Below are 23,783 nucleotides of genomic sequence, written 5' to 3'. Positions count from 1 at the left end.
ATCCAAGATGCTATACCCAGCTGTACACTCAAGCCCATCCCGTTCCCTGTACAAAGGAGTGCTGGGCGCAATGCTGTGCCTTGGCGTTTCGGGCATAGCTCAGACGAATGCTTCGGCTGCGGACCTGCAGTTGCAAGGCAAGCTGGAGCAGGGTGCTTTGGTGCGCGGCACTGTGCCCGCAGGCAGCAAGGTCAGCCTCAATGGCAAGGCGCTCAGGGTCACGCCCGAGGGGCGTTTTGCCTTTGGTCTGGACCGGGAAGCCGAGCTTGAGCAGCACCTGGAGCTGGTGTACCCAGATGGTTTGACCGAGATTAAGCCACTTAAAATCGCCAAGCGTGACTACCAGATCCAAAAGGTGACCGGCATCAGCAAGAAAATCATGGAGCCGAGCGAAGCCGACCGTGCCCGCGCCGCCAAGGATGCTGCCATGGTCAAGGCCGCCCGCGGCACGGATTCGGATTTGACAGCCTTTGGCAGTGAGTTTATCTGGCCCTTGACCGGGCGCATTTCCGGTGTCTACGGCAGTCAGCGGGTCTATAACGGCGTGCCCGGCAATCCGCACTATGGCGTGGATGTGGCCGCCAAGACCGGCACTGTGGTGGTGGCGCCGGCCGATGGGGTGATAAGCCTGTCGGTGCCCGACATGTTCTATTCCGGCGGCACCCTCATCATAGATCACGGCTATGGGGTCAGCTCCAGCTTCCTGCACCTGTCAAAGCTGTACGTTAAGCCCGGCGACAAGGTCAAGCAGGGTGACATGGTGGCCGAAGTGGGCGCCACCGGCCGCGCCTCCGGCCCGCACCTGGACTGGCGCCTCAACTGGTACCAGATGCGCCTCGATGCGTCTTCCCTGGTGCCACCCATGGAGCAGGTGCTGGATGCGCCGAAAAAGCCCGCGGTCCAAGGTCAGCCAAGGCAGCAGGGCAAATAAGCCAGCCTTTTCAACTGAGTAAAAAAGCGCAGTAAAAAATAAAGGAGCCCTGAGGCTCCTTTATTTTTTTCAGTGTGGTTTGAACTCTTAGTTCACCAGACCGCGGCGTTTCAGCAGGGCATCCACAGTGGGTTTCTGACCGCGGAAGTTGATGTAATCCTGCATCAGATCCTGGCTGTTACCCATGGACAGTACCGTCTTGCGGTAGATGTCACCGTTTTCACGCTTCAGACCGCCCTGGGCCATGGAGTGGGCGAAGGCATCGGCAGCGAACACTTCGGTCCACAGGTAGGCGTAGTAACCGGCCGAATAGCCACCGGCAAAGGCATGGCTGAAGTAGGTGGACTGGTAACGTGGCAGCACTGGAGCGAAGTCCAGACCGTGCTTGGCGCGTACCTGGGCCTCGAAGGCCTTGACGTCATCAACCTTGGCATCGGCGGGCAGTGAGTGCCATTCCATGTCCAACAGGGCTGCGGCCAGGTATTCAGTGGTGTCATAACCCTGGTTGAAGGTACTGGCGGCCTGGATTTTCTCCAGCAGCTCGGCCGGAATGGTTTCACCTGTCTGATAGTGCTTGGCATAGTGGCTCAGCACTTCCGGCAGGGTGGCCCAGTCTTCGTTGGCCTGTGACGGGAATTCCACGAAGTCACGGGCGGTGGAGGTACCGGCCAGGCTTGGGTATTTCACCTGGGAGAACAGACCGTGGATGCCATGACCGAATTCATGGAACATGGTGGTCACTTCATCGAAGGTCATCAGGGTAGGTTGGCCTTCGGCAGGCTTGGGAATGTTCAGCGCGTTGTAGACCACGGGCTTGTTGCCTTCCAGGAAGCTCTGGGTCACCAGTTCATCCATCCAGGCGCCGCCGTTCTTACCCACGCGGGCATAGGGGTCGAGATAGAAGAGGCCAACCGGGCTGTCATCTTCGTTGAACACTTCAAAGGCCAGCACGTCTGCATTCCAAACCGGCAGATCCTTGCGCTCTTTCATAGTGATGCCGTACAGCTTCTGCATCGCGAAGAACAGGCCGTCTTTCAGTACTGTGTTGAATTCGAAGTAAGGCTTGATTGCGCTTTCATCCAGATCGTACTTGGCCTTGCGTACCTGTTCGGCATAGAAGGCCCAATCCCAGGGTTGCAGCTCAAAGTCGCCACCTGTGGCCTTGATTTGTGCCTGGATGTCGGCGGCTTCGGCACGGGCGCGGGCCACGGCCTTGGGCGCCAGGTCGTCGAGAATGCCATACACGGCTTCAGGCTTGGCGGCCATTTGATCGCCCAGGGCATAATCGGCCCAGGACTTAAAGCCCAGCAGTTGAGCCTTTTCGGCGCGCAGCTTGGCCAGCTGGATTGCCAGGGGACCATTGGTGTCCATGGCGCGGTTGGCTGAGGTTTCCCACAGTTTCTGGCGCAGCTCGCGGTTTTCCAGGCTGGTCAGCAGAGGCTGGCGGGTGGTGTTCACCAGGCTTATCAAATAGCCTTCCTTGCCGGCGGCCTTGGCGGCAGCGGCCAGACCGTCGATTTGGCCATCGCTCAGACCGGCCAGTTGGGCGCGGTCGGTCACCAGCAACACGTCATCCTTGAAGGACTTGAGAATGTTCTGACCGAATTCGGTGGCCAGTTTGGCCAGCTCGCCATTCAGTTCACGCATCTTGTTCTTGTCGGCGTCGCTCAGTTTGGCACCGGCGCGGACAAACTGGTTGTAATAATGGTCAACCAGACGCTGATCTTCGGCGTTCAAGGCATCTTTCTGGGCATAGACGGCGGCGACACGGGCAAACAGCTTGTCATTGAGGTAGATGTTGTCTGTGTGCTCGGTGAGCTTGGGGACAATCTTGCCTTCAATGTCCTGGATTTCATCGTTGGACATCAGGGCTGACATGCTGAAGAAGGCTTTCAGGGTGCGGGTCAGAGTGGCACCTGTCTTTTCCATGGCCACCATGGTGTTGTCAAAGCTTGGGGCATCAGCATTGTTGATGATGCTGTCTATCTGCTGCTTGTGCTCTTCAAGGCCGGTCTCGAAGGCGGGCAGGAAGTCTTTGTTGTTGATCTTGTCGAACTGAGGCGCGTGGTAGTCCAGTGGACTTGGGCTCAGCAGCACGTTGGCGGCGGTTTGCTCGGCAACGGGGGCGGCTTGGGTGGCTTCCTGCTTGGCAGGGGCTGGGGTTTCTTTGGCTTGATCCTGACAGGCACTCAGAACCAGGGTGGCACCAATGGCGGTGGCTAAAAGTGATTTACGCATCTTGACTCCATTTATTCCGGCTGCCGTCGAAGTTATAGGTTTACATCCACGGGATGTTGGCAGCCGCTGTTAATTCCCGGCGCTTACCTTAGCAAGGCCAGGCACCGGCTAACAAGGTTTATGCCGCCGGGGAGGGGAATTTATTGTAAAAATTTACTGTATTGGCGCCATTCAATAAAAATGCCCCGTAAACCGGGGCATTTTTGGCGTTAAACGCTGATGTCAATCCATCAGGCCGCGGCTGCGCAGCAGCGGCTCAATGCCTGCCTCTTTGCCGCGGAACTGCTGATACAGTTTCATCGGATCGTCACTGCCACCCTTGGACAGCACATTGTCCCGGAAAGCCTTGGCGGTGGCGGGATCAAATATGCCGTTCTCGCGGAAGGCCTCAAAGGCATCGGCACCGAGAATATCGGACCAGATATAGCTGTAGTAGCCGGCCGAATAGCCACCGGAGAAGATGTGGCTGAAATAGGTGGAGCGGTAGCGGGGCGCTATCTCGGGAATAAGGCCCATGCGCGCCAGGGAGTCCGCTTCAAACTTGGCGGCATCGCGCTCTTTGGTGTCGGTCAGGCTGTGCCAGTCCAGATCCAGCAGGGTGGCGGCCATGTATTCCACAGTGGCAAAGCCCTGGTTGAATTTGCTGGCGGCCTGGATTTTTTCAACCAAGGCTTGAGGGATCACTTCACCTGTCTTGTAGTGGCGGGCAAATTGCGCCAGCACCTCGGGTTGGGTCATCCAGTTCTCGTTAACCTGGGATGGGAATTCCACATAGTCGCGGGGCACGGCGGTACCACCCTGAGAGCGGTATTCCACCTTGGACAGCATGCCGTGCAGGGCATGGCCGAACTCGTGGAACAGGGTGCTGGCTTCGTCAAAGGTCAGCAGGGTAGGTTCGTTACCGGCCGGGCGCGGGAAGTTGAGCACGTTGACTATGATGGGCTTGGAGTCTTCGCCATTCATCTGGTATTGCTTGCGGTAGGAGTTCATCCAGGCACCGCCGCGCTTGGAGTCGCGTACCCAGTAATCGCCCATGAAGACCGCCATCAGCTGGCCATCTTTGTCATAGACCTCAAAGGTGCGCACGTCCGGATGATACTTGGGCAGATCTGTGCGTTCCTTGACAGTAATGCCGTACAGGCGATTGGCGGTGTAGAACACGCCCTTGAGGGTGTTTTCCAGCGAGAAATAGGGGCGGGTGTCCTGCTCGTTAAAGCTGTACTTGGCGGTACGGATCTTGTCGGCATAGTACCACCAATCCCAGGCCTGCAGCTTGAAGTTGCCGCCCTCGGCGTCGATAAGCTGCTGCATCTCGGCCACTTCGGCCTTGGCCTGCTTGATGGCGGCAGGCCACACCTTGTTCAGCAGACCATAGACATTTTCCGGGGTCTTGGCGGTGCGCTCTTCCAACACATAGTGGGCATGGCTGGCATAGCCCAGCAGCTGGGCGCGCTCGGCACGCAGGGAGGCCATCTTGGCCAGGATTTTTTTATTGTCGTTGGCATCGTTATTGTTGCCACGCTCAATATAGCCCTTGAACAGCTTTTCCCTCAGCTCGCGATTGTCGGCATAGGTGAGGAAGGGGGTGATGGAGGGACGCTGGGTGGTAAAGACCCATTTGCCGGGATGACCTCGTTTGGCAGCGGTTTCGGCGGCACCGTCGATAACGTCCTTGGGCAAACCGCTCAGATCGGCTTCATTGTCTACCACCAGCTCAAAGGCGTTGGTTTCCGCCAGCAGATGATCGCCGAATTCCAGTCCCAGCTTGGCAATCTCACCGTTGAGTTCCCGCAGTTTGGCCTTGTCGTTTTCGCTCAGATTGGCACCGCCACGACTGAAACCCTTATAGGTGTCTTCCAAAAGCTTGGCCTGGGCCAGGTTCAGTCCCAGCTTGTCCTTTTGCCCATAGACGGCCTTGACCTTTTGGAACAGCTGGTCGTTCAGCAGTATGTCATCCTCTGCCGATGACAGCAGGGGGGATACTTCCTTGGAGATGGCCTGCAGCTCGGGCGTGGTATCGGCACCGGTCAGGTTAAAGAATACATTGGATACCCGGGTCAGCAGATCGCCGGAAAATTCCATGGCTTCTATGGTATTGGCGAAGGTTGGCGCTTGCGGATTGTCTATGATGGCCTGGATTTCGGCCTTCTGGCGCTTTATGCCTTCCTTGAAGGCGGGCAGGAAATGTTCGGCCTTGATACGGTCGAATGCCGGGATTTCCATAAAGGTGTTATAGGGAGCCATAAAGGGATTGCCCGCAAGGGCATCGCTGGTGGCCTGAACCTGGCTGGTGGCCTGTGATTGCGCGGTATCCGTTGCGCTGCAGGCGCCAAGGCCCAGAGTCAGTGCCATGGCGGCAAACAGGGGGGTGAGGGTCATTCCCTTCATAATGTGCTCCCGATTAATGTGCTTGGGGGAAAACCGGTCTCGTTTGGAGGCTCCGGCAGTCAAAACCCCTTGTTTATCATGGGGCACTATTCCAGTGCCACAGCTTTGTCAGCTGCTTTGTAACAATTATTGTGGGGCGGCGTATTTTTCATCCGGCTGTGGCACACTGGCGCTTTGCGGATATCCTTGTTGGAACAAGATGAAAAATAACCTGAAGATCTTCCGTCAGGGGGTAAGTGCCCTGCTTGCCTCCGCCATTTGTCTGCCGCTGGCAGCAAAGGAGCCAATCCCTGTGTCCCCCCTGGCTGACAAGGCGGCCGCCCATGCGGTCAGTCATTACCAAGCGGCCATGGCGCCGACCCTGGCCAGGTTGGTGCGCTTTGATACCCGCGCCCGTGAGGGACAAACACCCCTGACCGATCCCGCCTTTATCGGCTTCAAGGCCGAGATGAAGGCCCTGGCCGGGGAGTTGGGTCTGAGCTTCGAAGACAGGGGCTATGTGTTGCTGCTGGGGCTGGGCGAGGCCGATGCCAAGCTCGGGGTTATCACCCACGGCGATGTGCAGCCCGCCGATCCCAGTCAGTGGCTGAAAAGTCCCTGGGAACTGGACACTCAGTCGGAGCCGGGGCACCTGATAGGTCGCGGCACCGAGGATGACAAGGGCCCCATAGTCACGGCCCTCTATGCCATGAAGAGCATCAAGGATCTGAACTTGCCCCTTGATCGCCGCATCGAGCTCTTGGTGTATCTGGCCGAGGAATCGGACTGGGATCCACTGCGGGAGTTTCTCAAAACCTATACCCCGGCAGACATCAATATCACCCTGGATGCGGAATACCCTGTGGTGACGGCGGAGAAGGGCTGGAGTCAAATCCAGTTCACCATCCCCCGCGCCATGGCCAAGGTGGGACCCAATACCCCGGTACTGAAAGTGTTTGAGGGCGGCTCTTTCGCCAGTCAGGTGCCGCAACTGGCCCACGCCAGCATACAGAATGCCGATGAGGCCCTGCTGCAGCGGCTCAAGGCCCGGGCGGAAGCGCAAAAAAACATGCGTTACCAGTTTGAACTGCAACAGGGCACCCTGGACATCCGGGCCCTTGGGAGGGCGGCACACTCCTCTACCCCAGAGGCGGGTGTCAATGCCGTGGCCCATCTCGCCGAAGTGCTCAAGGCCGAGGATTGGCCGCAAACCCACGGTGCCCTGACGGCGCAGTTTGTTGCCGAGATGGTGGGCCTTGGCCTCTATGGTGACAAATTTGGCAAGCTGGCCTACAGCGATGCGTTTATGGGGCCCATGTCATTGGCCGTGACCCTGGTAAAGCCAACGGAAAACGGGGTGGAAGTGACCATCAACCTGCGCCGTCCCGAGGGGCGCACGCCAGAGCAACTGGAAGACGCAACCCGGGAAGCGCTCGCCGCCTGGTCCGAGCGTCATGGGGTGCAGCTGGAAGGGCTGGATACCTATTGGGGTGCTCCCCATGTGGTCAAGGATGCGCCGCACCTGGGGACCTTGCTTGGGGTGTTCAGCCACTTCACCGGCATCACCAATCCCAAGCCGGTGGCCATAGGCGGTTCCACCAACGCCAAGTTGTTCCCCAATGCCCTGAGTTTTGGCCCCGCCATGCCGGACGTGGAATACACGGGCCACAGCGAACACGAGTTCATCACCAAAGAGCAGCTTAACCTGAACCTGGAGATGTACACAGCCGCCATGGTGGAGCTGGCCGTTAAAGGCGCCGCCCAGAAGTAACTGGCGCCCCAGCGGCAAGAAGCGTGCGGCCCAACAGTAAGGTAGCGGCCCGGCTTTGAGAATAAATCCAGCTCAATAAAAAACACCCCGCCATGCGGGGTGTTTTTTTGTCAGCTTGGAACCGACGTCGTGGCAGGTAATTTCCACAGCAAATTGTTATGTTGATACATGTTCGATAAGCCCTGTAACTCCGACATACAAGAAAAACAAACAAAAAAATAGCCCAAGCAAGCGTATTGATTTTGGCGCGCCTTTCTTAATCCTGACCTGATTTGCTATGCCAAAGTCATCGCCAATGTACCATAAAAATACCTTGTCTATGCTCCACAAAACTATGAATGCATAGACGCTTAGAAGTCCGTAAAATTCAACATCCATCAGTAGCAATGCAAACATAATGAGCAATGCTGTTACTTGTGTCCCGAAACTGATTATCTTAATGCGAGAGAGCAATTTCTTATTCCAATCTAATGCCGCGAGCAGCGAATAAAGAAGACGCCGAAGGTGCGTTACAGCGACAGGAAGGAGCGAACTTAAGCGGGGTGTTAGGTATTACCAGACTTTCCACCATGGCTTGGACTTGAGTTGTTCCTTTGTTAGAACGCCACTTTTCAGCCTGGCATCCAAAATGGCCGAGAACTTCACAAAGTCATGTGTTGCCTCTGGCTTTACGTACATGAGTTCATCAAAGTTATTTGCATAATCAGCTAAATATAGGCCGTCGTCACCGTAGTAAAGCTTGGCGAATGCATTACCTGTTTCGCTCAACATCTCATCTATGAGTTTGCCATCGCAGTACTGAAACAAAAAATCAGTTGCTGACATAGTGCCATCAATTACAGCTTGTACTGCCTCTGGCTCGTTTTGCATATGGAGTTCGCCAGCCCAACCTTTGATGAAGCACCACTTAAGAAAAAGTGCTATATGTGTGCCCCCGTGCTCTTCTGGCTGCCCCTCTGGGTAATCACCGCCATAATGCCAACTTGCGTCATCAAATTTCATGTTCCCTCCATGGATAAATTACGCCCCTTTAATGGGCTTGTTTGCTTTCGCATACACTATAATCGGGATTTTTTATTTCTTGAGGCATTTTATCAACTTGGAAATAGCCCCAAATGGAAAATAATATCAAGAATATAGGAATCGATACATGCGCGCCTGACTTAAGATTGGCACGCCATCCTGTGAGGATCTTTGTAGGACGCAGTACTTTTACTCCCCTGGGGGGGAACTGTCCATGCACAAAACCTTTAATACCTATTGGTAAAGTAAATAAGCCGATGAAAACAGCACCGAATAAAGGCATACCTACAAACATCGAGTACCACAGAACAGAAATTCCAGAATAACCAAAAGGAGTGTGACAATGAACTGTGTCCACATACCATCCTATAAATGGAAAAAGCCATTTGATGCCAACAATCACAACCAAAGCGCTGGCTAAAACTAGTAATGCCGTTACTCTGATTTTTTCAGGATTTGAATATTCATCAGCGTATTTGATAGGCTATCTCCTTGAGTGGATATTAAATCCGCCAGCAGCGGCCGAGTGAAATGATGTCCTGCGACCAACGGGATCTATGCTGGCTTAATCATGTTACTTTATCTCAATTGTTTGAGACAAACATGAACCGTAAGTTATTTGTATAAACTTGCGTTCATTAAATAGTGATGAAGTAGATACGAATATAAAGTCATTCTCATCATTTGCGAAATCAGGTGTAATCTCTAACGATGCCAGTAATTTAGAGCCATTTTTATCACCTATCAATAGCAAACCACTGCTTACCTCTTTATCCTTAAACTTTCTAGGAAACGTAACGCTATAGCCTATTTGATCTTTAATATTCTCATTCAATCTTACTTCGACTATTTGATGATCTTTTTTTGATAATTCGAATTCATCTTTAGAGCAAGAAATGTCCAAAGCCGTAGCGGAAAGCGAGAAAAACAATAAAGCGACAATTAATAAGTTTTCCATGAATTACCTTGTCACTTAACGTAACGCAAAGGGGATGCCACACACCAGTCCCACGAACTTAGCTTGGGTGATCCTAACCAGTGCCTAGTTATGCATGGTTTTCCTTAATGCTTACATACCTTCCGGGTGAAACTGTAATTGGTTCAGGAAAACCCTTGCCGAGAACTTTATATCCATCAGAGTTTTGACCATCTTCGTTGTAAAATCCAGCATTTACTACACGATTAAATGCCTCAATGGACTCCCAAACAACAATGTTTACGTATTTAATGCTGCCGTTATCTTCTCTTTCAATAGACTTATATAATACAGACTCGACAAAACCTTCTTGTTTTGAAAAATACTCAACATATATTTCGCGAATTTCTTCCGCGTCACGTTCCATGCCCTCTGGGACAGTAATAGTATTTATTACACTGACTTTATTCATGCGACGATTTCCTTACATGCGTAACGCCATAACAAAGGGAAGTAACACGTAGGATAAATTTAGGTGCGAAGCGACAGAGCCTACGGGTTACTGTCCATGTGAACTTGCGTGCGGTTTAATGTGTTTGTTACAAGCCACCAAAATAGTCACCTAACCAACCTCGATAGTCATACCCTTTAGACCGATAAAAGGCTAACTCAACATTTTTAAAAGAATCAAAATACGCAGCAACCAGCGGCACAAAGGAAATAGCCGCAAAATATTGCTTCACCTCTCCATCAGGTATGTAACCGACCTCATGTATTAGCCAATGGTTGATGTCAAAGAATCTTAAGAATGTGACAGCCAACAAACCAAAAATCAGAGAACCAAACAATTTTGTCCACGTTAAACGGTCAAACCTCCATAGGATTTTAGAAACTTTGGATAAAAGCAATACGTAGAGATAAAAAAGACAAACGAAAATGACTGCTTCAATATTTAGCTCAACCGGCGTCAAAAAGTACGCAAAAGCTGGCGAAGCAAGACCTAACATTTTTCGCTTGTATGTTCCTACGAAAATTGTTCCTTCGTATATCACATCATCCGGTAGTGAGGTTACTGTTTTCATAATAGTTGGTACCGCCCGCCACAAATGCGAGCAATGTGTTTCGTTTCGAGCCGCGAAGCGGCGTTTTGGAGGCATTTTTTATGCGCTGTCACCTTAGTTTGACCCCGCAATTAGTACAATTCTTGGGTGAAATCTGAACGCCAGCCTTTCCTAACGCTCTTGGTGCTGAATTGCATTCAGGGCAACGATAAACTTTGTATAGGCCATAAAACATCAGCACAAAGCCAACTAAAAACGGAAATGTTGGGTTTATATATGCGTCAGCGAGTGCATTGAATAAAAGTGTAAAGCCAAAAACAGCAAAGGATAGTGCAAGAATTACAGTTAACTTTCGCTCTCTTTTCGCAAACTCATTTATAACTTCACTCTCGGTCATTACTCTGTCACCGTACAACGCCGCCATATGGGGTGCATAAATGCTTGGCTAAAATTCGCGACGAAGGAGCGCAAGCCAAGCGTTTTGCGTCCATGCCATGATGGCTTTGTTATACGCCAGAATACACAAAGTATTTCTCGCCAACCTGCTCACTCAGGATATTACCATCAAGAATTCGAGCCTGTTTTAGTTGAGCTTCACTAAGTATGTTCTTTCCAAATACAGTTCTTAAATCACCAGATTCATAGTTTACGATCCATTTTAGGCGGTCATATGTAATGTGAGTAGAAGCGCCTCCAAAAAAGCCTTTCTTGATTTTGGATTCAGAAAAAGTGTCATATGAATCATCGGACTGCAATTCAAAGCCACTACTTATAGGGTAAAACGGCGAGACAGCCTTCACTACATCTTCAAACGATGGAGCGTAACAATCTGCGTACCACCATAGAATTAATTCACTGTAAGTTTGATTTTCCAATATCGCGTCTAATAAGAGATTAAAACCTAGCTTACCTTCAGTTTTACCTGTAAGTGCGTAGTATTTCTCGTGGCCTTTAGCATTCAATTTGCTTTTAAATGCTTTGATACCAACAGAAGCACCTTTCCTTATCCCATATGGTCCATGAATAACGTAACTCTCAGGTATTTCACTGAATTGCTCTTCAAAAGCTTTAAAAACACTATCAATAAGTTCTGGTCTCGCAATGCCAACTTGATCATCCCCGATAGAGTACAGTTTTATTGCTGTGACTTTATTCTTCTTTCTAAAAAACATATCGAAAACTCAATTGGCGTATAACAGCTGTATAGTGCGCATGCGCGTTTTAGTCCTCGGAGGAGTGTAAACGCGCAACGCTAAATTCTTGTATTAAAGACTGAAATAGAAATTGGTTCAAATATACCTGGCAGCAAAACGCGCATGCGCGGTTTCTAAACCTACTAATTCTATCTCTGAAATATTAAGTAATTAATTTGCGTGGGTTTTTCTGAAGTGTTTCAAATTTAACGCGCAAGGTTTATGCGCTTTTTCGGTGCCTTTTTCCCAAAAATTAAATACGACTGTACAAAAGCACTGTACACACTCAGTCATTCAGAGTTTGGAAAATCCGACGGTTGCACTCTCTATTGCATGACATAGTTACAGGTCCTAGGCCCTGCTATGCGCCTTGAAACGGCATGGCTACCGCACGGGCTGAAGTGCTTTGCTTCGTCCCTGAATCTCGCTTTTATCTCCTTGAGTCAGCATCTTGGCAGAGGGTGTAGTTGTTCTGCAAGCGATAATTTGATGTGCATTGAGCCTTTTGCTAAAGGCAACTCGATTGCGAGAGGGGAACACCAATAGATTGGCACTGCCGCACCAGTGACCATCCGAGCCATGGATGGCGAGGGGAGGCTATAGGGACATATTCACGCCGTGTCACGGGAGTGGCAGTGCAAAAGCCCACTGCAAGTGATTAATTGCACCCGATGCTTGATGTCAGGACAAAGCACAAGATAGCCGCTGTACCAGCGGCAGAAAATCGCGGCCTTCCAGCCCGCCTCCGGGCAAGGGGCATTGCTTGTCCAATGCCCCTTGCAACCCCAAGGACACCCCACCGACGCTGACAGCTCCTCGGCCTTATGCTGAAAATTGGCTGGCGCGCCAGACGCTCATCCTTGATTCGACTGGCGCTGCTTTGGCATCCATGCCTCGCCACGCCATTTTCAGCAACATCCTCGGCAGCGTCGGAACGGGGAGAGTGCAATATTCCGACTTCCGGGGTGCTGTTAAACAAATCCAATGATTCCGTCGTGCTAAAGCGTCACTCCTTCGTATCCATGCGACTGCGACATTGGTACATGCGTGCACGGCAACCACCGCAGGGGGATAAGCGTGTCGTCAGACTGCGAGATGAACAGTTTCATCTCGCAAGCGTTCCCCGAAGGCCTCTGGCCGCCACGTGGGTATTGATAGCATCAAGTGGTTGACGAAAAACAAGAACAAGAGATGCCTATTGAGCTTGGGAACTCCACCAGAAAGACAGGTGGAGTCCATCAGTGAGCCAGGGGTTGCCCCCAGAAAACAACCCCGCTCAGAACCCCAGGGTTTCTGAGCCCGTCTGTCTGGGGTCCGAGGCACCGAACATGCCTTCGTCGGTGATCATAATCGACTGGGTTGAGCCCATGGCACTCTGGACGCTGACCTTGTGGCCCATGGATTCCAGCAGTTGGCGGGTGTCTATGTTGAGGCTGCGCTCCACCCGCAACACGTCCGGCTGCCATTGGTGATGGATACGGGCCGCGGCGCTGGCCTCGGCAATGTTCAGATCGTGATCTATCACGTTCATGATGATCTGCAGCGTGGTGTTGATGATCCTTGAGCCGCCGGGGCTGCCGGTGACCAGGAAGGGTTTGTTGTCCTTCATCACCAGGGTCGGGCTCATGGAGCTCAGTGGCCGCTTGTGGGCCTCAACCGCGTTGGCGTCACCGCCCACCAGACCATAGCCGTTGGGGCTGCCGGGCTTGGCGGAGAAATCATCCATCTCATTGTTGAGCAAAATACCTGTGCCGGCGGCCACCAGACCCGAGCCATAGCTGAAGTTGAGGGTATAGGTGTTGGAGACGGCGTTGCCCCACTTGTCGACCACGGAATAGTGGGTGGTTTGCTCGCTCTCGTAGGGCGCCAGCTTGCCGGGTTTGATTTCGGCCGAAGGGGTGGCCTTGTTGGCGGCAATGCTCTTGGCCAGCTCATCGGCATAGGCCTTGCTGATCAGGGCCTTAACCGGCACCTTGACGAAGTCCGGATCCCCCAGGTATTCGCTGCGATCGGCATAGGCCCGCTTCATGGTTTCGGTCATCAGGTGCAGGGTTTGGGCGCTGTTATGACCAAGCTTGGCGATGGGATAACGCTCCAGCACGTTAAGCATTTCGATAATGTGCACCCCACCTGAGCTTGGTGGCGGCATGGAGATCACCTCATAGCCGCGGTAATGACCGCGCACCGGCTGCCGCTCCACCACCTTGTAGCCCTTGAGATCGTCAAGGCTCATCACGCCACCGGCCTCGCGGATGGCGGCCACCAGTTTCTCTGCCGTTTCACCTTCGTAGAAGCCCTTGCTGCCCTTGGCGGCAATCAGTTTCAGGCTGTGGGCCAGCTCAGGTTGCTTGAGTATTTCCCCGGGCAGAAAGTTGCTGCCGTCCTGGTGATAAAAAATCGCGGCGGAACTGGGCCACTGGGCAATACGCTGCTTGAGTCCTGCAAGGGAGCCGGAGAGATCGGCGCTGATTGCAAACCCCTCTTCGGCCAGGCGGATGGCCGGCGCCATCACCTTGTCCAGCGGCAGGGTGCCATACTTGGCCAGGGCCAGTTCCAACCCCATGACTGTGCCGGGAACGCCCACCGCCAGACCGTGTTCGCGGCTGAGTTTATCCACTGCGTTGCCCTGTTCATCAAGGAACATGTCCTTATGGGCCTTGGCAGGCGCTGTCTCACGGTAATCAATGGCTATGGTCTGCTTGCCTTCGTTCAGGTGCACCAGCATAAAGCCGCCACCGCCGAGATTACCGGCCCGGGGCAGGGTGACCGCCAGGGCAAAGCCCACGGCCACTGCCGCATCGACCGCATTGCCGCCCTGTTTGAGCATTTCCACCCCGGCCTGGGTTGCCAGGGATTCCTGGCTGGCCACCATACCCTTGGTAGCGTAGATGGGCTGGGCCGTGGCCATCTGGCTGAAAATGGAGCTCTCGTCGGCGCGCACCTCGGGACTGTACAGCTGTGACAGGGGCAGGGCAGCGCCCATGGCAAGGCCAAGGGCCAGCATAAAGGCCCGGCGCAGCGGGGTATGGGATGGGGAAAAAGGCACAGGTGACTCCCGAAGATAAATTGGCATTGCCTTGCAATGTGCCGCGATTTAAGCTCCATTGCAAGGCCCAAAAGGGGAAGCGTCGGTGGAACTTGAGTTTGTATTTGTCAGTTCTGTCAGAGAGATAGCCAAGGCTGACTGGGACGGTTTATTCGGTGTCGATCATCCCTTCAGCCGCTCGGACTTTCTGGCGGCGTTGGAGGACAGTGGTGCCGTCGGCGGTGGCAGCGGCTGGCAGCCGTTACACCTCAAGGTCATGGCTCAGGGCCGGTTGCTGGCACTGATGCCGGGCTATCTCAAGCTGCATTCCTTCGGTGAATACGTGTTCGACTGGCGTTGGGCCGAGGCCTATGGGCGCCAGGGGCTCGACTATTATCCCAAGTGGATCAATGCCATTCCCTTCACCCCTGTTACCGGCCCCCGGCTGGCGTTTACGCCGGGTTTGTCAGCCGAGCAGCAAACCGGCCTGGAAGAGGCCATACAGGCCTTTCTGGATGCCTGTCTGGAGCAGGGCCTGTTCCATTCCTGGCACCGGCTGTTTATCGACCAGGGCAGCGCCTTGGCCTGGCAAAGTCGTGGTGCCATTGGCCGGGTCGATGGTCAGTTTCACTGGTTCAACCGCGATTACGGCAGTTTCGAGGATTTTCTCGCGCAATTGCGCAGCCAAAAGCGCAAGAGTATCCGCAAGGAGCGGGCGCGGTTCGGTGAGCTTGAGTTTGACTGGCAGGGCGGCAGTGGCCTGCAAGAGGCGGATTGGACCGAGTTTTATCTCTGTTATCGGCGTACCTACGCCAAACGCTCGGGCCATGGCGGCTATTTGAACCAGGCGTTTTTCGTCTTGCTCGGCAACGCCCTCGGGGATGCGGTGCAGCTGCTCAGGGTCCGTGACAAGGAGGGAAACTTGGTGGCTTCGGCGCTGTTTCTTCGGGACAGCAGCAGTCTTTACGGTCGCTATTGGGGCGCCCTGCGGCACATTGACGGGCTGCATTTCGAGGTCTGTTATTACCGCGGTATCGACTATGCCATTACCCACGGACTCAAACGCTTTCATGCCGGCGCCCAGGGGGAGCACAAGGTGCCGCGTGGCTTTGAACCTGTAGAGACCTTCTCCTGTCACCGCCTGGCCCATGGTGGTTTTCAGGCGGCCATAGCCCGGGCCTGCGCCGCCGAAAAGCCCTTTGTCGAGGATTGGCTTGCGGAGCTGAAGGCCAAACTGCCGTTCAGCCGCCGGGACTGGTAGTTTTTCGCCGGCAGGATCAACTCCTTTAATCCACCAGGATCAACTCCTTATTCCACCAGGATCAACTCCTTATTCCACCAGATTCACTCTAGGGCCAGCCACAGGCCCACCGCCAGCATCAGGCTGCCGGCGATGCGGTTGAGCCAGCGGACATTGTTGCCGCGGCTCAGAAACAGTCTCAGGCTCTTGCCGCCGCTGGCATAGGCCAGCATGGACACAAACTCACTCACCATGATGATGCCCACCAGAGAGGCGAGCTGGGGCGTCAGCGGCCGCTCGACATTGATAAAGGGCGGCAGCAGCGACACCATAAAGGCCCAGCCCTTGGGGTTGGCGATGGCGGTGACAAAGCCCTGGGTGATAAGGTGCAGGCGTTCACTTTTGACCTGACCCAGAGGGTCAAAAGCCATGGCACCGCGGGCGCGCCACATGTTGATCCCAAGATAGGCCAGGTAGGCGCCGCCCAGGTACTTCAAACCGCTGAACAGGGTGGGGTAGTTGAGCATCAAGCCTGCCACGCCAACCACGGCAGCAACGGCCACCAGGGCGACCCCGGCCATCTCGCCCCACATCATCCACAGGGTGCGGCGCACCCCGACACTCATGCCCAAGGTCATCGCCAGGGTCATGCACATGCCGGGGGTGATGGAGACAAAAAAGAAGGTGGGAATAAACACGGCAAGCAGGGCGAAATCTGGCATAGGGAATGGCGTTCTGAATTAAGGAGACGGCAGTGTAGCCAAAATCTGCGAGCGCGGAAAGGGGATAAAAAAGACCGCCTTACGGCGGTCTTTGCAGGCTATCCAATAGGGGTTACTGGATCACAATACGCTTGTGAGTCAGGCCCTGATGGCAGTCAACGCAGGTTTCGCCACGTTCGGCAATGCGCTCGTGGTTGAGCCTGGCCCTTTGGGGCTGGGCTGCCAGGTCAAAGTTGGCCCCCTGATGGCAGTGGCGACAACTTTGGGAGTCATTGGCCTTGAAGGTATCCCAGACGCTCTGGGCCATGGCGGGCCTGTGCTCCTCAAAGTTTTCCTTGGTAATGGTGCCGGCCAGCATATGGTAGATGTCCTTGGTGGCCATGATCTTGACCTTCATCTTGTCCACAAAGGTGTGCGGCACATGACAGTCGGCGCAGGTGGCCGCTATCTTGGTACCGTCGCCATGGTGGGACGACGCCTGATACTCCTGGACTATGGTGTCTATGCTCAGGTGACAACTGAAGCAGAAGGCATTCTGGTTTGACAACACCATCACCCCCTGAAACGATGCCCCCATGGCCACCAGCACGAAGATCCCTATGGGGATCCCCAGTGCCAGGGGCCGTTTGAGCCAGCGCCACAACCGCTGCCCGCGGCCGGGTTTATCACTGTTACTCACTGGAAAGTCCTCCCTAAGCAGGCGGCAAGCCGCCTGCATCCTGCGTTAATGACTTTCGCCGAGATAGCGGGCCTTGAACGCCTTTTGGGCTTCGAGTCGGGCTTTCTTGATTTCCTCTGGCTCATTGCCGGTAAACCAGGCGTGTTCGGGTTTGGCCAATATCTCGTCCAACACCTTGCGGGCGCGGTCGGCGCCTTCCTTGTTACCCTTGTGCTCGGCTTCGTCTACTTTTTCCAGGTACTGGGGCACCATCTGTACGTAGAAGCGCTCGGCCACTTCGAACATACCGTGCCACTGGGCGTAATCCGGTGCCATCATGGCGGCGCCGTGACGGGCGCGACGACCCTCATGGTGCCAGAGGTAGAACCAGGTCCACTCGATTTCCTCATCGAATCCCACGTCGGTCAGCATGCCTTCCTTCTTCAGGGTGGCCATCAAGGTTTTGCCCGGAGTGGCGAACTTGTCGTTGTACAGGTTCACCAGGGAGTCGAACTGCTGATAGAAGCTGTCGGTCATGGACTTGGTGTGGCAGGCCTGACACACATCCTGCATGTCTTTACGCCTGTCTTCCCAGGACTTGACCTGCTTACCGCTGGCCTTGTCTTTGGCATCTATCTTCTCGGACACTGCGGGGCGCAGGGTCCAGCTGATACGGCTGCCCACATCGTGGGTCACTGCCTGTTCGCGGGTGGCGGACATGTGACAGGTGGCACAGGTGGGGGCCGCGTCATAGTCTTCGCCGACAATCCACTTGGCAGAGTCCAGGTTCATCCTGTCGACGTTGGCGTAGAAGTTAATGCCGTGCTTGGACTCCTCGTAAATCTCTTTCTGAGGATGGTCGGGGCCCAAATGGCACTTGCCGCAAGCTTCGGGGCGGCGGGCCTGAACCATGGAGAACTCATGGCGTTGGTGACAGGCGGTACAGGCACCGATGGAGCCATCGGGGTTAATCCGGCCAATGCCGGTGTTGGGCCAGGTGGTGGGGTCGAGATCGCCGTTTGCCAGCACCTTGACCTCCGAGCCGTGGCACTGCCAGCAACCGTTAATGGCGGCTGGAGACTGGCCGTTGAAGGTTCCGGCACCTTCCACCACTTCGGCGAGGAAGTTATCCAGTGAACCCAGGATCTTGCCGGCATTGGCATGGTGACTCTTGCCGAATTCTTCCACTTCCTGGTTATGACATTGGGAACAATCTTTGGGTGAAACTATGACCGAAATGCTGAAACCTTCGTGCTTGATGGCGTCCTTGTCACCTGGCTCGGCCTTATGGCACTCGTAGCAGCCGACGTTGGCGCCATAATGCTTGGAGCGGCCCCACTGGGCATAGAGAGAGGGATTCTTTTCCTTGTGGCAGCCGGCGCACTTGGCGCTTTCTTCGCTCATGCTCTTGAACGGCTTGAGCATCAGGGCTTTGGGTTCGGCCTGGCTGGGAGTAGCAACCGTCAGGCTCAGTGCTGCGGCAAGCGGCAGCAACAGCGACATAAAGCGCCGCAATGTTCGGGATGATTCCATAGTTTGTTCCTCAATTGCATTCCTGTTAACTCACTGATTTCGATTTATTTATTAGAAGGTGCTAAAAAAATGTATCAACAATGTTGCCATTGTTATCGGCAGCATAGGCCCCTTAAGTTACAAGGCAAGGAAGACCTGAAGCGGAGTCGAGTTAGATCACACAATTTTTATCAGGTTATAGGTCAAAAGTTGTACTCTGGGTGTGCGCGGCTCCATCGCCCAGTGTTGTTATGGGCAACGGCTGCGCGGGTTTTTTCAGATGGTTTCTTTGAACATCTGGCCGAGGGGGATGATTGACGGAGATAACTTGATGTCGCGATGTTTTGGCGGGCTATGAGAATAACTCTTTGAACATAATGAATTTATCAGCAATACTAGCCATCACTTCCCTGCGTTTAATCGAAAAGGAATTCAGCATGCGTCCTCTGCTAACCGGCATTTGTTCCTTGCCTCTGCTTGCGTCTCTTGGGGCCTGTGTGCAGCAACAGCCACAGCAATCACAACAGCCACAGCAATCACAACAGCCACAGCAATCACAACAGCCACAGCAATCACAACAGCCACAGCAATCACAACAGCCACAGCAATCACAACAGCCACAGCAATCACAGCAATCACAGCAATCAGAGCAACCACAGGAACCACAGCAGCCCGGGGTCTATGCTGCATACAGCATGCTGGCTCCGGCCGCCGATGGCAGTACTCTGGTGTATGGGCGGGTGATCTTGGCCGGTGCCCATCAGGAGCAGAGCCAATGCCCGGTACTGGAAGCCGATGATGGTGCCCTGGTGTTGACCCGGGTGCGCGACAGGGCGCCGGCCGCGGCGAATTTTCCTGTCACTGTGTGCGAGGCCAAAATTCGCCCCGGCACAGGCTACAGGGTGGCTATGACCGAGCTGAAACTGGCTCCCGTTACCCTCGACCCGCAGACAGTGCTGGTCTTTGGCGATACCGGCTGCAAGACCCATGATTGTCCGGCAGGCTCGGCGGCGGAGCCCTTCGCCACCCTGGCACAGCAAGGAACCAGCAGAAAGGGGCAGTTGATCCTGCACATGGGGGATTACAACTACCGGGGCACCGGCGGCAGCCTGGCAAAGGGCATTTATGCCTATGATGCCGGTGATGATGACTACGGCGGTCCCTCCTGCGGCCTCGAGGAAACCTATTACAGTCAGAATGCCGAGCACAGTCCCAAGCCCGATAATTGGCAAACCTGGTATGAAGACTTCTTTCTGCCGGCGGGCGAACTCTTGTCTTCGGCCCCCTGGGTGTTTGCCCGCGGCAACCACGAGCTGTGCAGCCGCGCCGGTGTTGGTTGGTTTTATTTCTTTGGCCCGGGTTCCGGGCTTGCCGGTGGTATAGCCCAGGAGTCCTGCCCGGCCCAGGGGGATTTCAATGCGCCGCCGGCCACCGCCAGCGCTCACATCAAGCTGCTGCCACCCTATATGTTGGATCTTCACAGGCTGAGATTGTGGGTAATGGATTCGGCCAATGCCTGTGACGACAGGGACACCAATACCCTGACGGCACAATATCAGGCCCAGTTTGAGCAATTGCAGCAGCGCACCGGCAGAGAGGGCGAAAAGCCCATATGGATGCTGGGCCACAGACCACTGTGGGGTGTCTTGGATGAAGGCGGGACCCAGACCCTCAACAAGATGATGCAAACGGCGCTGGCACAAACCACAGCGGGGCAACTGCCGGCCCAGGTGAAATTGCTGCTCTCGGGCCACATGCACAGCTACCAATCGCTCGACTTTGGAGCGGATAGCACCCGGCCACCACAGCTGGTGATTGGCAACAGCGGTGTCAGCCTAAGCAACAAGGCGCCGCTGCAGGACTTCAGTGCCGAGGTGGATGGCCAGCAGGCCAAAGGCAGCGCCGAGGGCAAGTTTGGTTTCCTGGTCATCCAAACCGGGGAGGGTGACGCCTGGGCGGCGCAGATGATAAGCGAGCAGGGCGAGGCGTATCTTGCATGTGATTCAGGCAACCCTGCCCATGGCAATGAATTGTGCCGGGGGGCAGATGCCAAACCTTAGCGCTTGTCTTGAGTGACAATATGCGGCTGCCAAGCTGTACCTTTCAGCATTGAATGGAAGGACAGAATTAGCCGCTGTTTTTCTGTAAATATTTTTCGGCCAGGGTATCAGGTGGGATAGGTTTACTGAACTTATATCCCTGATACTCGTGACAGCCATTTTCACGCAAAAAGTCCAACTGCGAGCTGGTCTCAACACCCTCGGCAATGGTATTGAACCCGAGTATGGTGGCCATTTGAATGATAGTGGTGACAATTGCCCTGTCACCGGCATCCGTGGCTATGTCCCGGACAAAGGACTGGTCAATTTTCAGTTTGTCGATATTGAATTTCTTCAGGTAACTGAGAGAGGAATAACCGGTGCCGAAGTCATCTATGGCGATGCGCACTCCCTGTGCATGCAGTTTGTCCAGAACCCCAATCACTTTTTCAGGATCTGTCATGGCCATGCTTTCGGTTAATTCCAGTTCCAAATATTCCGGCGGCAACTGCACTTCGTGCAGCACCTGAGACACCATATTGTTCAGGTTTTCGTGGCGGAATTGAGCGGTTGATAAATTGATTGCCATGACTATGGGTTCATAGCCATCGTCTATCCATTGTCTTAATTGATTGAGGGCCGTTTTCAATACCCATTCGCCAATGGGAATAATCAAACCATTGGCCTCCGCCTGAGGAATAAATTCCGCAGGCGAAATCATGCCCAACTCAGGATGTTCCCAACGTAACAGGGCTTCGACACCTATGAGTTTTTGATGTTCTATGTTCACCTGCGGCTGGTAATGTAAGTACAGCTGTTGTTTTTGCAGCGCTTCTCTGAGGGCCGAGTCTATTTTCAAGGCCCTGCTGGTTCTGATCTGCATGTCTTTTGAAAAGAACAAATAGCTGTTGCGGCCGATTTCCTTCACTTTTTCCATCGCCGTATCCGCATGCTGCAGCAAGCTGATATAGTCTTTGCTGTCTTCGGGATAGACGGCAATACCGATAGAGGCGGTAATAGTGACTGAATCCGACTGAATATTGCATGGTTTGGCGACCGCATCCATTATGCGTACGGACAACCTGGCCATGTCTTCTTCTGAGACATTGGTCATGATAATGGCAAATTCATCGCCGACGATCCGGGCAAAAATGTCCGTTGGTTTGATGAGGGGTTTAATCCGGGCAACCAGCTCAATCAACACTGCGTCGCCTGCCAGATGGCCAAAAGAGTCATTTAGATATTTAAACCTGTCCAGACCGATGTAAATCATACCCACTTTATGGCGCATTTGACCGGCTTGGTTAATGATGAACTCACCTTTAACCTTCAGCAGTTCCCGATTGGGCAGTTCGGTCAGGGCATCGTAGTTGGTGAGTTGTTCAATCTTTCTTTGGGACTCAATGCGTTCGGTGATATCAACCAAAGACGCCAAAACGTATTTACCATCCTCGGTTTCAATTGGTGTCAGACCGACTTCAATACGAAATTCCTGACCATTTTTCCGTTTGGCAAACAGGAAGCGGCCTTCCCCCATCTGGCGTTCCTCCGGAGCGCTCATATAGGCCTCAACGTGCGCCTGGTGATGTTTGGCGCTCGACTCCGGCATCAACTTGGTAATTGGCGTGCCGATAAGGGCATTTTCCGGATAACCAAACAGCTCATTGGCCCTTGAATTGGTCAATACAATATTGCCGTGAATATCAATCATCAACATGGCATTGGGCGCTGCCTGTAGCGCAGACTTGAATTTTTCTTCTTTAAATTTGCGCTCGGTAATATCTGTGTGTGTTCCGATTAACTCAATGGCTTCACCCTTCTTGTTGAATACTATTTTCCCACGTGAATATATCCATCTGTAATTACCCTTTTTATGTTTCAATCGGAACTCGTCTTCATAAACATCGTCGCTGTTGTTCAGGATGTGGTGTTTCAAGTGCCGGAGAAATCGCTCTGAATCTTCGGGATGCATTAAGGCAGAAAGCGCCGGGTATGTACTTGGAAGTTCTTGATCCTGATAGCCCAATTGCGCTTTAAGTACAGGCGACATATAGGAATAACCACCATTAATTTCCCAACGCCACAGGCCGGTGTTTGATGCGGTTATCGCCAAATCGAGAGTCTGCTGTGATTGTTCGAGTTTTCGATAGGGGTTTTCGAGTGACTCAACCACAATCGCCCTATAAATCATAAAGTAAGCTATAACTTTATAAAAATGCCCCAGGACATTGTAGGTGCCTGTCATGGTCGTGTACCAGGTGAAATACAATTCACTCAAGGCCATCACAATGACTGCCCCCATGAGCATGGGAGAACTCCAGGTTTGTGGTTTTTTTAACTGCAGGAACAGCACTGCGGCTGTGATAAAGTGAGTTAATATGAAGATGTATTCAAGATTCTTTTTTAACGAAGTGAGTCCCTGTCCGGGAATAAACCAGTTTGGCATCCAGTCCTGGTGATTTACCGTTACCCATAAAATGCTGAAGGTAAAGATCAAAAAGGGCAAGAGTAAGGCGTATTTGTTAATCTTACTGCTTTTTCTGCTGGAGAGAGATAATACTACCCAGAGCAAACCAAATGCCGCAAGGAAACGTGCAGACATCCAAAAATTCAAGTGTTTTTGAACGTCATTCTGAGTGAAAAAATCGGGCATGCCAACGTAGGCGAAGATGTGAAAAGAGTCGAATAATCCTACACAAAGAAAAATGATCGACAGCACGGCAAATCCGGTCGGCAACTGATGTGTCTGGGCATTCCAACCAATAATAAACACCATCATACAAATGACGACAGATGCCATCTCCATAAAAGAGTGCACCAGCAGGTAGTGTTTTACATGATTCAGTTGGTCAGGTATCGAAATGCTGCCGACAATTATTTGCAGTATGACCAATGCCATTACCATGGCGGCGACTTTAAACAGTGACTCTCTATGGGTTTGATGAATAATAACTGTCGTCATGGCTATAGACACATTTTCCAATGTTAACTTCGCTGGCACCTGTTATACACCTGTGATATCAGGGGCTTCAAGCCGGTTGCTGAAGATTAGACTTAACCTCGGGAAAGGTCCAATATCAACGGTCA

At 53.2% G+C, this 23,783-nt stretch carries 18 protein-coding genes; 4 read left to right on the top strand and 14 right to left on the bottom strand.

The features are described from left to right. Window positions 1-70 precede the first annotated feature (70 nt). Window positions 71-931, top strand: coding sequence for a M23 family metallopeptidase (locus JYB84_RS10405; RefSeq protein WP_228290968.1), 861 nt, complete (start codon window positions 71-73; stop codon window positions 929-931). 87 nt (window positions 932-1,018) lie between these two features. On the opposite strand, the gene JYB84_RS10400 is transcribed toward JYB84_RS10405, so the two are convergent. Beyond that, complete coding sequence (locus JYB84_RS10400; RefSeq protein WP_207320029.1) at window positions 1,019-3,169, bottom strand: M3 family metallopeptidase; 2,151 nt, start codon at window positions 3,167-3,169, stop codon at window positions 1,019-1,021. Between the two features lie 222 nt (window positions 3,170-3,391). Continuing rightward, on the bottom strand, window positions 3,392-5,557 hold the full coding sequence (locus tag JYB84_RS10395; RefSeq protein ID WP_207320028.1) for a M3 family metallopeptidase: 2,166 nt from the start codon (window positions 5,555-5,557) through the stop codon (window positions 3,392-3,394). Window positions 5,558-5,756: 199 nt separating this feature from the next. Between JYB84_RS10395 and JYB84_RS10390 the strand changes: the two genes are divergently transcribed. Further along, complete coding sequence (locus JYB84_RS10390; protein WP_207320027.1) at window positions 5,757-7,307, top strand: dipeptidase; 1,551 nt, start codon at window positions 5,757-5,759, stop codon at window positions 7,305-7,307. Between the two features lie 552 nt (window positions 7,308-7,859). On the opposite strand, the gene JYB84_RS10385 is transcribed toward JYB84_RS10390, so the two are convergent. The 8 genes from JYB84_RS10385 to ggt all read right to left on the bottom strand — a co-directional run bounded on the left by JYB84_RS10385 (window position 7,860) and on the right by ggt (window position 14,504). Further along, window positions 7,860-8,309: a DUF7832 domain-containing protein gene (locus JYB84_RS10385; protein WP_207320026.1), complete on the bottom strand. Its 450-nt coding sequence runs from the start codon at window positions 8,307-8,309 to the stop codon at window positions 7,860-7,862. A gap of 28 nt (window positions 8,310-8,337) precedes the next feature. Further along, window positions 8,338-8,688, bottom strand: coding sequence for a hypothetical protein (locus tag JYB84_RS10380; RefSeq protein WP_207320025.1), 351 nt, complete (start codon window positions 8,686-8,688; stop codon window positions 8,338-8,340). Between the two features lie 216 nt (window positions 8,689-8,904). Next, window positions 8,905-9,288, bottom strand: a complete 384-nt coding sequence (locus tag JYB84_RS10375) for a hypothetical protein (protein ID WP_207320024.1) — start codon at window positions 9,286-9,288, stop codon at window positions 8,905-8,907. Window positions 9,289-9,376: 88 nt separating this feature from the next. Then, window positions 9,377-9,718 carry an antibiotic biosynthesis monooxygenase family protein gene (locus JYB84_RS10370; RefSeq protein ID WP_207320023.1) on the bottom strand — a complete coding sequence of 114 codons (342 nt, stop codon included), beginning with the start codon at window positions 9,716-9,718 and terminating at the stop codon, window positions 9,377-9,379. Between the two features lie 127 nt (window positions 9,719-9,845). Then, window positions 9,846-10,328 carry a hypothetical protein gene (locus tag JYB84_RS10365; RefSeq protein WP_207320022.1) on the bottom strand — a complete coding sequence of 161 codons (483 nt, stop codon included), beginning with the start codon at window positions 10,326-10,328 and terminating at the stop codon, window positions 9,846-9,848. A gap of 88 nt (window positions 10,329-10,416) precedes the next feature. Continuing rightward, window positions 10,417-10,704, bottom strand: coding sequence for a hypothetical protein (locus JYB84_RS10360; protein WP_207320021.1), 288 nt, complete (start codon window positions 10,702-10,704; stop codon window positions 10,417-10,419). Between the two features lie 109 nt (window positions 10,705-10,813). Beyond that, window positions 10,814-11,479 (bottom strand): hypothetical protein, encoded by a 666-nt coding sequence (locus tag JYB84_RS10355; RefSeq protein ID WP_207320020.1) that lies wholly within the window; start codon window positions 11,477-11,479, stop codon window positions 10,814-10,816. Between the two features lie 1,297 nt (window positions 11,480-12,776). Then, window positions 12,777-14,504: a gamma-glutamyltransferase gene (gene ggt / locus JYB84_RS10350; RefSeq protein WP_207323183.1), complete on the bottom strand. Its 1,728-nt coding sequence runs from the start codon at window positions 14,502-14,504 to the stop codon at window positions 12,777-12,779. Window positions 14,505-14,631: 127 nt separating this feature from the next. Here ggt and JYB84_RS10345 point away from each other — a divergent pair, with 127 nt between their 5' ends. Beyond that, entirely contained in the window at window positions 14,632-15,786 is a 1,155-nt protein-coding gene (locus JYB84_RS10345; protein ID WP_207320019.1) for a GNAT family N-acetyltransferase, read from the top strand. An 83-nt stretch (window positions 15,787-15,869) separates the two neighbouring features. Here JYB84_RS10345 and JYB84_RS10340 read toward each other — a convergent pair whose 3' ends face one another. The 3 genes from JYB84_RS10340 to JYB84_RS10330 all read right to left on the bottom strand — a co-directional run bounded on the left by JYB84_RS10340 (window position 15,870) and on the right by JYB84_RS10330 (window position 18,678). Next, window positions 15,870-16,487 (bottom strand): LysE family translocator, encoded by a 618-nt coding sequence (locus JYB84_RS10340; RefSeq protein ID WP_207320018.1) that lies wholly within the window; start codon window positions 16,485-16,487, stop codon window positions 15,870-15,872. A gap of 112 nt (window positions 16,488-16,599) precedes the next feature. Next, window positions 16,600-17,166, bottom strand: a complete 567-nt coding sequence (locus tag JYB84_RS10335) for a NapC/NirT family cytochrome c (protein WP_207320017.1) — start codon at window positions 17,164-17,166, stop codon at window positions 16,600-16,602. A gap of 45 nt (window positions 17,167-17,211) precedes the next feature. Next, window positions 17,212-18,678 (bottom strand): multiheme c-type cytochrome, encoded by a 1,467-nt coding sequence (locus tag JYB84_RS10330; RefSeq protein WP_207320016.1) that lies wholly within the window; start codon window positions 18,676-18,678, stop codon window positions 17,212-17,214. A 416-nt stretch (window positions 18,679-19,094) separates the two neighbouring features. Here JYB84_RS10330 and JYB84_RS10325 point away from each other — a divergent pair, with 416 nt between their 5' ends. Beyond that, on the top strand, window positions 19,095-20,717 hold the full coding sequence (locus JYB84_RS10325; RefSeq protein ID WP_207320015.1) for a metallophosphoesterase: 1,623 nt from the start codon (window positions 19,095-19,097) through the stop codon (window positions 20,715-20,717). A 67-nt stretch (window positions 20,718-20,784) separates the two neighbouring features. Here the strand turns inward: JYB84_RS10325 and JYB84_RS10320 are convergent, their stop codons facing one another. Beyond that, on the bottom strand, window positions 20,785-23,697 hold the full coding sequence (locus JYB84_RS10320) for a bifunctional diguanylate cyclase/phosphodiesterase (protein WP_207320014.1): 2,913 nt from the start codon (window positions 23,695-23,697) through the stop codon (window positions 20,785-20,787). Window positions 23,698-23,783 lie beyond the last annotated feature (86 nt).

The organism is Shewanella cyperi, from assembly GCF_017354985.1.
Classification (GTDB): Bacteria; Pseudomonadota; Gammaproteobacteria; order Enterobacterales; family Shewanellaceae; genus Shewanella; species Shewanella cyperi.
Note: the sequence above shows the minus strand (reverse complement) of the source record. Positions and strands in the feature narration are given on the sequence as shown.